Source organism: Streptomyces sp. NPDC047061 (genome assembly GCF_040643955.1).
GTDB lineage: Bacteria > Actinomycetota > Actinomycetes > Streptomycetales > Streptomycetaceae > Streptomyces.
On the sequence record NZ_JBEYVI010000060.1, the window covers coordinates 17,120 to 30,120 of the forward strand.

Sequence of the window (13,001 nt, forward strand, 5' to 3'; positions counted from 1 at the left end):
CGGGCCCGCCCCCCTTTTCGTGCCGCCGGCTCAGGCCAGCAGTTCCACCTCCGCCAGGGTCGATTCGCCGTCCAGGACGAGCCGGTAGTGCGCGTACGTCCCGGGTTTCTGGATCGTGAACGCCCTTGTCTGGAGGTCCCAGGCGAAGGTCTCGCCCGAACGGTGGTCCACCGTCCGCCAGTTGACGCCGTCCGTGGAGGCCTGCAGGGTCCAGCCCGTCGGGGCCTTCGTGTGGTCCGACGGGGAGGTGAGGGTGTACTGGATGCCCTTGGCCGACCTGGTCACCGGCAGGTCCACCGAGGTCACCGTCTCCTGGGTCGCCGACGTGTTGTCGAACAGGGCGCCGTTGGCCTTCAGGACGTCCGTGCGCGGGGTCGGCACCTTGTCGTCCTTGGTGATCGAGACCGGGGCGGCGTTCTTGCCCGTGCCCCAGGCCGACGGCTTCGGGCCCATCGTGAAGTCGATGACACCGCCCTTGGAGACGAGCGAGTGGGGGAGTGAGGTCGACGTCCAGCTGCGGCCGTTGACGCGGACGCCCTGCACGTAGACGTTCTGCGCGCTGTTCCGCGGCGCCCGGATCACCAGGTCGTGGCCGTTCTCCAGGTGGACGGTCGCCTTCTTGAACAGCGGGGAGCCGATCGTGTAGTCGCCGCTGCCCATCACCAGCGGGTAGAAGCCGAGGGCCGAGAAGAGGTACCAGGCCGACTGCTCGCCATTGTCCTCGTCGCCGTGGTAGCCCTGGCCGATCTCGCTGCCGAGGTAGAGCCGGGAGAGCGCCTCACGGACAGTGGCCTGTGCCTTCCAGGGTTCGCCGGCCGCGTCGTACATGTAGATGACGTGGTGGGCGACCTGGTTGGAGTGGCCGTACATGCCCATCCGGACGTCCCGGGCCTCGGTCATCTCGTGGATGACCCCGCCGTAGGAGCCGACGAAGTCGGGGGAGGCCGTCTCGGGCGTCGCGAAGTACTCGTCCAGCTTGTCCGCGAGGCCGGACCGGCCGCCGTACAGGTTGGCGAGGCCCCGGCTGTCCTGCGGGGCGGTGAAGGCGTAACCCCAGCCGTTGGTCTCGGTGTAGTCGTAGCCCCACACCCGCGGGTCGTACGACGCCGAGTCCAGCCGCCAGTCGCCCTGGGCGTCCTTGCCCTGGAAGAAGCCGGCCTGGGAGTCGAAGAGGTCCACGTAGTCCTGGGCGCGGTTGAGGAAGTAGTCCGACTCCTCCTTGTACCGCTTCTCGCCGGTCTTCTTGTACAGTGCCTTGCCCATCTCGGCGATGCCGTAGTCGTTGACGTATCCCTCCATCGCCCAGGACAGGCCCTCGCGGGTGTCGTCGCTGGTGTAGCCGAGGAAGGGGGAGGTGGACATGCCCTTGCGGCCGACGCCCGAGGAGGGCGGGACCACCGTCGCGTTCTTCAGAGCCGCGTCGTAGGCCGCCTTCGCGTCGAACTTCACGCCCTTGACGTACGCGTCGGCGAACGCCACGTCCGAGGAGGTGCCGGTCATCAGGTCGGCGTACCCGGGGGAGGACCAGCGGGAGGTCCAGCCGCCGTCCTTGTACTGCTGCACGAACCCGTCGACCATCTCACCGGCCTGCGAAGGCGTCAGCAGGCTGTACGCGGGCCAGGTCGTGCGATAGGTGTCCCAGAAGCCGTTGTTGACGTACACCTTGCCGTCCACGATCTTCGCGCCGGTGTGCGTCGGGGTGTCCTGGCTCGTCATCGGCGAGAACGGGGAGGCGTACTGGTACGTCGAACCGACCTTCTCGAAGCCGGAGTTGGGGTACAGGTACAGCCGGTACATGCTGGAGTAGAGGGAGGTCAGCTGGTCGGCCGTGGCGCCCTCCACCTCGACCTTGCCGAGCAGCCTGTCCCAGACCTTTTGGGCCTGCGCCTTCACCGTGTCGAAGGAGGTGCCGTCCGGGATCTCCTGGCGCAGGTTGTCCTTGGCCTGGTCGACGCTGATGAGGGAGGTGGCCAGGCGGAGCGTGACGGTGTGGTCGGAGCCCGCGTCGAAGCGCAGGTAGCCCTTGACCCCGCTGGAGTCGCCGCCCGTCACCGGCTTGTCGAAGACGCCGTAGACGAAGAGGCGGGTCGCGCCCGTCGACAGGCCCGACTTGACGTCGGAGTAGCCGGTGACGATCCCGTGCTCCTTGTCGAGGGTCAGGCCCGCCTGCTCGGTCACGTTGTCGAAGATCACGCTCGCGTCGTCGCCCGGGTAGGTGAAGCGCAGCGCGGCCGCGTGGTCGGTCGGCGTTATCTCGGCCTTGAGGCCGTTCTCGAACGTGACCCCGTAGTAGTACGGCCGCGCGGTCTCGTTCTCGTGCCGGAAGGCCAGTTCGCGCGCCTCCCGGCCGGTGTCCGGGGTGCCGGAGGCGGCGGACGGCATCATCTGGAAGGTCTGCCGGTCGCCCATCCAGGGGCTCGGCTCATGGCTCGCGCTGAACGCCTGGATCGTCGGCAGGTTGGCGTCGTTGTTCGCCCGGGCGTACTCGTACAGCCAGCTCTCCGAGGACGCGTTGGTCACCGGCGTCCAGAAGTTGAAGCCGTGCGGCAGGGCCGTGGCCGGGAAGTTGTTGCCGCGCGAGAAGCTGCCGCTGGAGTTGGTGCCGCGGGTGGTCAGCGCGTAGTCCGACAGATGCGCCTTCGGCTTCTCGGGAGCCACCGTCTTCAGCGACACGTCGTCGATCCAGCCGCGGAACTTCGCCGGCCCGGCGGTGGAGTCGTAGCCCACCAGGATCCGGTCCACCGTCTTTCCGGCCGCGACCGAACCGATCACCGACGAGACGTTGTTCCACTGGTTGACGTACAGCGCCTTCGACGCGCCCTGCGCGCGCGGTGACAGCCCGAACCCGTGCTGGTCGACGGCCCCGAGGTCGCTCAGATAGGTGCCGTCCGTGAAGGCCAGGTCCACCGCCACGTTCGTGGCGTCGTAGTCGAGGTCGCCGTCGGCCATGGACGGGAAGATCCGGTAGCCCAGCTGCGTGTCGCGGCCGACCTTCACGTTCACGTCGAAGACCTTGTTGTACGAGTACCCCCGGCCGCTCGCCGTGTGCCGCCCGGCGTAGCGCAGTGCGTGCGTCCCCGTGAACCCGGCCCGTGCCTTCGCGGTCGGCGAGCCGTTCGGACCCTTGTCGACCAGCGAGAGCATGTCCTGGGGCACCGGACCGCCGCTGCCGCCCGTGGAGAACTGCACGTCGGCGATCTGCAGGATGTCCGAGGCGCCGTTGTTCTTCGAGACGTCGAGCCGGAAGTGCTGGTACTCGGCGGGCGCGGCGAGGTCGTACGACCTGGTCTGGAACCGCTCCGAGAAGGACTCGCCGGTCCGGGTGTCGACGGTCTTCCAGTCCTTGCCGTCCGTAGAGCCCTGGAGGGTCCAGTCCTTCGGGTCGCGCTCGTCGTAGTCGTTCGCCGAGGTGAGGGCGTACGTCACCAGCTTGATGGGCTTGTCGAAGTCGAACTCGACCCAGCCGGTGGGCTCGAAGGTGAGCCACTTGGTGCCGGACTCCCCGTCGACGAGGTTCTCCTTGACCTCGCCCGCGCCGGTGTTCTCGCCGCTCGCCCGCACGTCGGTCACGTGGTCGGTGACATTGCCGGGGATGCCGGTGCTGTAGCCGCCGTCCACCCCGGCGGCGCGTGGTGCGCCACTGGCGTCCGTGTCCACGGTGTCGGTCCAGTCCGGTGACGGATCGCCAGACTCGAACGAGGATGCGAACTGTGTCGCGGCGGCCGGTGCCTTCGCCGGCAACGCCACCGCGGCTCCCTGGGAGCCCAGGGTCATGACTACGGCGGCCGCTATCACGACCGCCGTACCAGATCGGTGTCCTGTTCTTCGCTGCGTTCTCCGCTGCATCACAACGGGTACCCTCCCTGCCACATGAGACAACGTTGTCAGCTGCTGGCGCAGGAACCAGTAGGTGGTCAAGTGACCCGTGATGTCAAGGGTGTTGAGTGCGGCATTCAGGGGTGTATGTCAGCTCTTTTTCCGGCAAGGCGTACAGAGATCGCTCATATTTCCGACAGGTCTCAACTAGGAAAAGACCCATGGGCAACCATGCACTCGATCTTGCCTCGCTGACGGGAAGTGGACTATACCTGTCGGCGTTTCCCGCACGACTTTCCTGCACGACCCAGCACTACCCGACCGCGGTGCCGGGGAGGATCCGGTTCACCGCCTGAGTCCTGGAGAAGGCGAGGACTTGAGCATGGGATCCACTTCCGCAGCGAACCACGGTTCCGAGGGTGTCGGCCGCCGCGATCTGATCAAGCGTTCGGCCGCACTCGGCCTGATTTCGCTCCCCACCGCCGGATTCCTCTCCGCCTGTGCCAGCAGTGGCGGCGGCGGTCAGTCCAAGGACAAGGCCGGCAAGAAGACGGCCAAGAACCCGCTGGGCGTCAACGACACCGCACAGATGGAATTCGTCCTCTTCGACGGCGGTTTCGGCAAGGAGTACGCCGAGGACGCGGTGAAGATCTACGAGAAGGACTTCCCGAAGGCCAAGGTCAAGTTCTCCGCCACCCAGAAGATCCAGTCCACCCTCCAGCCGCGCTTCAACCAGGGCACCCCGCCGGACCTCATCGACAACTCCGGCGCCGAGCAGATGGACATGGGCGTGCTCGTCGGCAAGAAGCAGCTCACCGACCTCACCCCGCTCCTCGACGCCCCGTCGTACGACGACCCGGACAAGAAGGTCCGCGACACGCTGCGCCCCGGCATCGTCGAGATGGGCCAGTTCGACGGCGACCCGGTCTGGATCATGTACTACGCCTACACGGTCTACGGCGTCTGGTACTCGCAGAAGGCCCTGGACTCGCTGGACGCCGAGTACCCGCAGACCTGGGACCAGATGATCGCCGTCTGCGAGAAGGCCAAGAAGAAGGGCATGGCCGGCTGGACCTACGCGGGCAAGTACCCGTACTACATCCCCTTCTCGCTCTACCCGATGATCGGCAAGGTCGGCGGCGTCGAGGTCCTGAACGCGATCGACAACCTGGAGCCGAACGCCTGGAAGCACCCGGCCGTCAAGGCGTGTTTCGAGGCCTACTACGAGCTCTACAAGAAGGGCTACATCCTCAAGGGCACCCCCGGCCTCGACCACATCCAGTCGCAGACCGCCTGGGCGCAGGGCAAGGCCCTGTTCATCCCGAACGGCTCCTGGGTCGAGAACGAGTCGGCGAACGTCATCCCCTCCGACTTCAACCTGGCCGTCTCCGCGCCCACCGGCATCGACAAGAACGACAAGATGCCGTTCGGCACCATCTGGGCCTCCGGCGGCGAGCCGTTCATCGTCCCGGCCAAGGCGGCGAACGCCGAGGGCGGCATGGAGCAGCTGCGCATCATGCTCAGCGAGGCCTCCTCCAAGAACTTCACGACCAAGGTGAAGTCGCTGACCGCCTACAACGGCGGCACCGACGGCATCACCCTCACCCCGGGCCTCACCTCCGGGGTCGCTGCCCTGAAGCTGGCCGGGTCGAATGTGGTCAATCCGCGGATGCAGGACTGGTACGTGCAGCTTCAGAAGGAGAAGATCGGAGTCGCCGGTCTCGGCGAGCTGATGGCCGGCCGGCTGACCCCGGCGGAGGCCATCAACAAGATCCAGGGCTTCGCCGACGAGGCCGCCAAGGACACCTCGATCAAGCACTACAAGCACCAGTAACCAGCAACCCTCTCGGCACCGGAGTGGCGATGCAGCACGGCAAGTACCGGTTCATCGTGGGGTTTCTGGCGTTGCCCCTCGGACTGTACGCGCTCTTCGTGGTGTGGCCGTTCATCCAGTCCATCTACTACTCGTTCACGGACTGGACCGGCCTGAGCCCCGAATTCAAGATGGTCGGCCTGGACAATTACCGGCGGATGCTGCACGACGACATCTTCTGGAAGTCCTTGCAGCACAGCTTGATGTTCGCGGTCGTGCTGCCGCTGGTGACGATCAGCCTGGCGCTGTTCTTCGCCTTCATGATCAATGTGGGCGGCCGGAGAAGGAAGGGCGGCCCGGTCGTCACCGGGGTCCGGGGCTCTTCCTTCTACAAGATCGTCTACTTCTTCCCGCAGGTGCTGTCGATCGCGATCGTCTCGCTGCTGTTCGCCTTCGCCTACAACCCGGACAGCGGCGCGATCAATTCACTGCTCCGCGGAATTGGTCTGGACAATATCCAGCCGCTCTGGCTGGGCGACCCGAGTCTCGCCCTGTGGTGCGTGATGGCCGTACTGGTCTGGTCCACGGTCGGTTTCTTCGTGGTCCTCTTCTCGGCGGGCATGGCGTCCATCCCCACGGACCTCTACGAGGCCGCGCTCCTCGACGGCGCCGGCCGCGCCACCACCTTCTTCCGCCTCACCCTGCCGCTGCTGTGGGACACCGTGCAGTCCGGCTGGGTCTACATGGGCATCCTCGCGCTCGGCGCCGAGTCGTTCGCAGTCGTACAGATCATGACGACCGGACCGGGCGGTCCCGACTACTCGACGACCGTGATGGTCCTGTACGTGTACCAGAAGGCGTTCCGGGACGGTCAGGCCGCCTACGCCACCACCATCGGCGTCGCCCTGCTGATCGTCACGCTCGCCTTCGCGGCGGTCGTGATGCGGCTGGGCCGTCGCGAGCGGCTGGAGTACTGAAGCGATGACGACGACCGAGACCGACGTCACTGTCACCGAGGCCGAGCCCGCCGCGCCGAAGCCGCCCCGGCGCCGGCGCGAGGGCGGGGTCCTCAACGTCTTCTCCCACGGCGTCCTGGTCATCTGGGCGTTCATGGTGGTCACGCCGCTGCTCTGGGCGGTGATGACGTCCTTCAAGGACGACCGGTCGATCTTCACCTCGCCCTGGGCGCTCCCGGACAGGCTCCACTTCGAGAACTGGGCGCGCGCCTGGACCGACGCCAACATGAGCGACTACTTCCTGAACACCGTCCTGGTGGTCGGCGGCTCGCTCATCGGCACCCTGGTCCTCGGCTCGATGGCGGCCTACGTCCTGGCCCGCTTCGACTTCCCGGGCAACCGCTTCATCTACTACCTCTTCATCGGCGGCATGAGCTTCCCGATCATGCTCGCGCTGGTCCCGCTGTTCTACGTCGTGAACAACATGGGCCTGCTGAACACGATCCACGGCCTGATCCTCGTCTACATCGCCTACTCGCTGCCGTTCACGGTCTTCTTCCTCACGGCGTTCTTCCGGACGCTGCCCACGTCCGTGGCCGAGGCGGCCTTCGTCGACGGCGCCTCGCACACCCGTACGTTCTTCCAGATCATGTTGCCGATGGCGAAGCCCGGCCTGATCAGCGTGGGGATCTTCAACTTCCTCGGCCAGTGGAACCAGTACATGCTCCCGACGGTCCTCAACACGGACCCCGACAAGCACGTCCTCACCCAGGGCCTGGTCCAGCTGGCGGTCAGCCAGGGCTACAAGGGCGACTGGTCCGGCCTCTTCGCCGGCCTGGTGATGGCGATGCTCCCGGTCCTGGCGGCATACATCATCTTCCAGCGCCAGGTGGTGGCGGGCCTCACGGCCGGCGCTCTGAAGTAACCCGAACGTTCGCAACCCGAAAGTGGGCGCCCTTGTAGCGGGCGCCCCCGACCGCGCCCCGACAGGGGCGCGGGGCTGTGTTCAATATGCGGCTCCGCCGCGTGGGCGCGACCAGCCACAACGGCGCCGCACCCACACTCGACACGCGCCCTCCCACCTGCTGACCAGTGGCCTAGACATGTCGAACGCATGTCCCCCAGGCAACCCCCGAACCGCCAACGATTTCTGTCAAGGACTTGACGGCGGTAACCCGTTCAGCAGAGCTTGGAGTTCATAACTTGTAAGTGACCCGGTCTCAGTGAGGTGATCTGGGTCACGTTGGCGGCACCGTGGCCGCCTCCGATGGCGGGAGTGGATGGGTCGATGGAGACTCCGGGGTCGCAGTCGTCGCTGCACCGAGCCAACCTGGAACGTGTCGTACGGGCCGTACGACTGGCCGGATCGCTCACGCAGGCGGAGATCGCGCGTACGACCGGCCTGTCGGCCGCAACGGTCTCCAACATCGTGCGCGAACTCAAGGACGGCGGAACCGTCGAGGTCACGCCCACGTCGGCGGGCGGCCGCAGGGCCCGCAGCGTGAGTCTGAGCGGTGACGCCGGCATCGTCATCGGGATCGACTTCGGCCACACCCACCTGCGCGTGGCGATCGGCAACCTCGCCCACCAGGTGCTGGCCGAGGAGTCCGAGCCCCTCGACGTGGACGCGTCGTCCAGCCAGGGCTTCGACAGGGCGGAAGAGCTGGTCAACCGCCTGGTCGCGGCGACCGGCGTGGACCGCTCGAAGATCGCCGGCGTCGGCGTCGGCGTCCCCGGCCCGATCGACGTGGAGTCCGGCACCCTGGGCTCCAGCGCCATCCTGCCCGGCTGGATCGGCGCGAGACCCGCGGAGGAGCTGCGGCTCCGCCTCGGCGTCCCCGTGCACGTCGACAACGACGCCAACCTCGGCGCCCTCGGCGAGCTGGTCTGGGGCAGCGGCAAGGGCGTACGTGATCTTGCTTACATCAAGGTCGCCAGCGGTGTCGGCGCCGGTCTGGTGATCAACGGGAAGATCTACCGGGGCCCCGGCGGCACGGCGGGCGAAATAGGGCACATCACGCTCGACGAGTCCGGCCCGGTCTGCCGCTGCGGCAACCGCGGCTGCCTGGAGACCTTCGCGTCGGCCCGCTATGTGCTGCCGCTGCTCCAGCCCAGTCACGGCACCGACCTGACCATGGAAGGCGTCGTCCGGCTGGCCCGGGAGGGCGACCCCGGCTGCCGGCGGGTGATCGGGGATGTCGGACGTCACATCGGCAGCGGTGTGGCCAATCTCTGCAACCTGCTGAACCCGAGCCGGGTGGTCCTCGGCGGCGACCTCGCCGAGGCCGGAGAGCTGGTCCTGGGGCCCATCAGGGAGTCCGTGAGCCGCTACGCGATCCCCAGTGCGGCGCGCCAGCTCTCGGTGCTTCCGGGAGCCCTCGGCGGTCGTGCGGAGGTGCTCGGCGCGCTTGCTCTCGCACTCAGCGAGATGGGCGATTCGACCCTTTTGGATGGATCGTTGCCCGCTGTTGCACCTGCCTTCACTTAGAGAACGAATGGCGCCGTTGCCATCTCGTTAAGTATTTACTTCTTGACGTCGAACTTTCGGCCGAGTTGACTTCGAGCCACCTCGGCCGCAGCGTTGCGGCCCTGTCAGGGAGGCACCCCCAATGAACGCAACGATGCGTAGAGTCGTGATCGGCACCGCCGCGGTTTCCATGGCGCTGTCGCTCGCCGCCTGTGGCAAGGCCGGCGATGACAAGAAGAGCGACTCGTCGAGCAGCAGCTCCTCCGGTAGCAAGACCATCGGCCTGCTGCTCCCCGACAGCGTGACCGCTCGCTACGAGAAGTTCGACAAGCCGTACTTCGAGCAGCAGGTCAGCTCGCTGTGTGCCGACTGCAAGGTCGAGTACGCGAACGCTGCCGGTGACGCCGCCAAGCAGGCCCAGCAGGTCAGCAGCATGGTCACCAAGGGCGTGAAGGTCATCGTGATCTCCGCCCAGGACTCCGCGGCCATCAAGTCCTCCATCGACGCGGCCGTGGCCAAGGGCATCAAGGTCGTCGCGTACGACCGCCTCGCCCAGGGCAACGTCTCTGCCTACGTCTCGTTCGACAACGTCAAGGTCGGCGAGCTCCAGGGCCAGGCCCTGCTCGACGCCCTCGGCTCCAAGGCGACCACCAAGTCCAAGGTCGTCATGATCAACGGTGACGACGCCGACCCGAACGCCGCCATGTTCAAGAAGGGCGCCCACGAGGCCCTCGACGGCAAGGTCGACATCGCCTACGAGCAGTCCGGTCTGTGGAAGGACACGGTCGCCGCGCAGAAGGTGAAGGCTGCCATCACGCAGCTCGGTGCCAAGAACATCGCGGGCGTCTACTCCGCCAACGACGGCATGGCCGGTGGTATCGCCACCACCCTCAAGGGCGCCGGCATCAGCGGCATCCCGCTGACCGGTCAGGACGCGGAGCTCGCGGGCATCCAGCGCATCGTCGCCGGCACCCAGTCCTCCACCGTCTACAAGGCGTTCAAGCCGGAGGCCGACGCCGCCGCCACGATCGCGGTGGACCTGCTGGAGGGCAAGAGCATCTCCTCGCTCGCCACCACCACGCAGACCAGCGGTTCCGGCAACAAGGTGCCCTCGCAGCTGCTGACCCCGGTGTCGGTCACCAAGGCCAACATCAACGACACGGTGATCAAGGACGGTCTGTACACCGTCTCCGACATCTGCACCAGCGAGTTCGCCAAGGCCTGCAAGGCTGCCGGCCTGCAGTAGTCCGGCCCCGGAGCCGCAAGGCTCCGGCCGTCAGCGCCCGGGTGATCGCAGTACGACACCCGGGCCCCGGCCGCCCGACGAGCCCCCGGCCCCTCCGCAAGGTGCCCGGTCCGTCCGACGGCCTCGCGAAACCCCTCCGACGCCCGCTCCGGCCTTCATACCCCGCTGCCGGAGCGGGCGTCGGACGGACCCGTTGCCAAGCGCAGCGGATTCGCGCATGTTCATCTTGTAAACCGCGTGCGTACACCGAAGACAACCCGAGGTACCGCACGACCCTCCGCGCCTGATCACCAAGCGCGGCATCCCCGCCGGTCAGGCGGCGAAGGAGATGGTTCACGTGTCCGCTACGCCCGTGCTGGCGTTGCGCGGAGTCTCCAAGCGATTCGGTGCGGTCCAGGCCCTCACCGATGTCGAACTGGAGGTTCACGCCGGAGAAGTGGTCGCCCTGGTGGGCGACAACGGCGCAGGAAAGTCGACCCTGGTCAAGACGATCGCCGGTGTGCACCCCATCGATGAGGGCGTCATCGAGTGGGACGGCAACCCGGTCAGCATCAACAAGCCGCACGACGCCCAGGGTCTCGGCGTCGCGACGGTCTACCAGGACCTCGCCCTCTGCGACAACCTCGACGTGGTCGGCAACCTCTTCCTCGGCCGTGAGCTGCTGCACCGCGGCGTCATCGACGAGGTGACGATGGAGAAGCAGGCCCGCGAGCTGCTGAGCACGCTCTCCATCCGCATCCCGAGCGTGCGCATCCCGATCGCCAGCCTCTCCGGCGGCCAGCGCCAGGTCGTGGCCATCGCCCGCGCCCTGATCGGCGACCCCAAGGTCGTCATCCTCGACGAGCCCACCGCCGCCCTCGGTGTCGAGCAGACCGCACAGGTCCTCGACCTGGTCGAGCGGCTGCGCGAGCGCAACCTCGCCGTCATTCTCATCAGCCACAACATGGCCGACGTGAAGGCGGTCGCGGACACCGTCGCCGTGCTGCGTCTGGGCAAGAACAATGGTTTCTTCCCCGTGAAGAGCACCAGCCAGGAAGAGATCATCGCGGCGATCACGGGTGCCACGGACAACGCCGTGACCCGTCGTTCGGAGCGTCGCACCCCGGAGGCGGCAAAGTGAGCGAGACGTCCAAGACCGTGCAGGGCGACGAGTCGCCCAAGATCGACAAGGTCGACAAGACCGAGCCGGCCGAGACGCCGGCCGCGGCGGCCCCCGCCGACCCGACGGCCGCGCCGGTGACGGTCATCGACCCGCGCCTGCTCGTCCGTGAAGAGGGCTTCAAGGGCTACCTCACGGAGTTCAAGCGCCGGGTGCGCGGCGGCGAGCTGGGCTCGCTGCCCGTGGTCGTCGGTCTGATCATCATCTGGACCATCTTCCAGGTGAAGAACAGCCTGTTCCTCAGCGCGGACAACCTCTCCAACATCAGCTACTTCCTCTCGGCCACCGGCATGCTCGCCATCGGCCTGGTGTTCGTGCTGCTGCTCGGCGAGATCGACCTCTCCGTCGGCTCGGTGAGCGGTCTGGCCTCCACGGTGTTCGCCGTCTTCGTGGTCAACCACGGGATGAACCAGTGGCTGGCGCTGATCCTCACGATCATCACGGGCATCGGCATCGGTGCGCTGCACGGCTGGTTCTTCGCCAAGATCGGCGTACCCGCGTTCGTGGTCACCCTGGCCGGCTTCCTCGGCTGGAACGGTCTGATGCTGTGGCTGCTGGGCGACAGCGGCACGATCAACATCCCGGCCGACAGCGGTCCGGTGCACATCGTCGGCCAGAGCTCATACTTCATGGACCAGGCCGTCATCGGTGCCTACCTGCTGGCCGGCCTCGGCGTCGTACTGTCGGCCCTCGGCCAGTTCAACGAGCAGCGCCGGCGCCGTGCGGCTGGTGTGCCGTTCCGGCCCACCAGCGAGATCGTGGTCCGTGTCGCGCTGCTCGCGATCGCGTCCTTCGTCGCGGCGGCCGTGCTGAACAACGCGGCCGGTGTCTCCAACGCGCTGGTGATCTTCCTCGCGTCGCTGGTGATCGTCGACTTCGTGCTGCGTCGTACGACGTACGGCCGCAAGGTCTTCGCGGTCGGCGGCGGCATCGAGGCCGCGCGCCGTGCCGGTATCAGCGTGCCGATGGTCCGCATCACCGTGTTCGCGATCTCCGGCGGCTTCGCGGCCATCGGCGGTATGTTCTTCGCCGGTCAGACCGCGAGCGCGACGCTCAACGCCGGTGGCGGCAACACCCTGATGCTCGCCATCGCGGCGGCCGTCATCGGTGGTACGTCGCTGTTCGGTGGCCGCGGTACCGTCTGGTCCGCCCTCCTGGGCATGCTGGTCATCCAGTCCATCCAGACCGGCCTCGATCTGCTGAACATGAACACGTCGATCCAGTACATGATCACGGGTGGCGTTCTGCTGGGTGCCGTTGTCATCGACTCGGTCTCCCGTAAGAGCCAGAAGGCCGCGGGTCGCGGATAGCGCCGTGGGGGGTGCGGCCCGTGGGCGGCTGACCGGCCGTCGTGGCTGGTCGCGCAGTTCCCCGCGCCCCTAGGTGGGACTTGTGCCCGGTGCCGATCAGGTACCGGGCACAGTCGTGTCATAGGAAGGGCTCTCGATGGGTACGGCCGTTCGCGTGACGTATGACGTACAGCCCGCGCGTCGGCCGCGCGGGCGGAACATTAGACTCGACAGGCCCGGCAACAGCTCGATCAG

General features: G+C 67.0%; 8 protein-coding genes. 7 read left to right on the forward strand and 1 reads right to left on the reverse strand.

The genetic code is table 11. The features are described 5' to 3' along the window. Window positions 1-30 precede the first annotated feature (30 nt). Window positions 31-3,774 carry a GH92 family glycosyl hydrolase gene (locus ABZ887_RS46530; RefSeq protein WP_361304925.1) on the reverse strand — a complete coding sequence of 1,248 codons (3,744 nt, stop codon included), beginning with the start codon at window positions 3,772-3,774 and terminating at the stop codon, window positions 31-33. Between the two features lie 424 nt (window positions 3,775-4,198). Here ABZ887_RS46530 and ngcE point away from each other — a divergent pair, with 424 nt between their 5' ends. From ngcE to ABZ887_RS46565, 7 genes are all read left to right on the forward strand, one after another. Further along, window positions 4,199-5,650: an N-acetylglucosamine/diacetylchitobiose ABC transporter substrate-binding protein gene (ngcE, locus tag ABZ887_RS46535; RefSeq protein ID WP_361304927.1), complete on the forward strand. Its 1,452-nt coding sequence runs from the start codon at window positions 4,199-4,201 to the stop codon at window positions 5,648-5,650. A gap of 29 nt (window positions 5,651-5,679) precedes the next feature. After that, the gene (locus ABZ887_RS46540) at window positions 5,680-6,606 is read left to right on the forward strand and encodes a sugar ABC transporter permease (protein ID WP_361304929.1); all 927 of its coding nucleotides are present in this window, start codon (window positions 5,680-5,682) and stop codon (window positions 6,604-6,606) included. A gap of 4 nt (window positions 6,607-6,610) precedes the next feature. Then, the gene (locus ABZ887_RS46545) at window positions 6,611-7,510 is read left to right on the forward strand and encodes a carbohydrate ABC transporter permease (protein ID WP_361304931.1); all 900 of its coding nucleotides are present in this window, start codon (window positions 6,611-6,613) and stop codon (window positions 7,508-7,510) included. A 363-nt stretch (window positions 7,511-7,873) separates the two neighbouring features. Beyond that, a complete protein-coding gene (locus tag ABZ887_RS46550; protein WP_361304933.1) occupies window positions 7,874-9,073 on the forward strand; it encodes an ROK family transcriptional regulator in 1,200 nt (399 codons plus the stop codon). 133 nt (window positions 9,074-9,206) lie between these two features. Then, window positions 9,207-10,298 (forward strand): substrate-binding domain-containing protein, encoded by a 1,092-nt coding sequence (locus ABZ887_RS46555; protein ID WP_361304935.1) that lies wholly within the window; start codon window positions 9,207-9,209, stop codon window positions 10,296-10,298. Window positions 10,299-10,626: 328 nt separating this feature from the next. Next, on the forward strand, window positions 10,627-11,418 hold the full coding sequence (locus ABZ887_RS46560; RefSeq protein ID WP_181803054.1) for an ATP-binding cassette domain-containing protein: 792 nt from the start codon (window positions 10,627-10,629) through the stop codon (window positions 11,416-11,418). A gap of 41 nt (window positions 11,419-11,459) precedes the next feature. Beyond that, on the forward strand, window positions 11,460-12,767 hold the full coding sequence (locus ABZ887_RS46565; protein ID WP_361304957.1) for a sugar ABC transporter permease: 1,308 nt from the start codon (window positions 11,460-11,462) through the stop codon (window positions 12,765-12,767). Window positions 12,768-13,001: the final 234 nt, after the last annotated feature.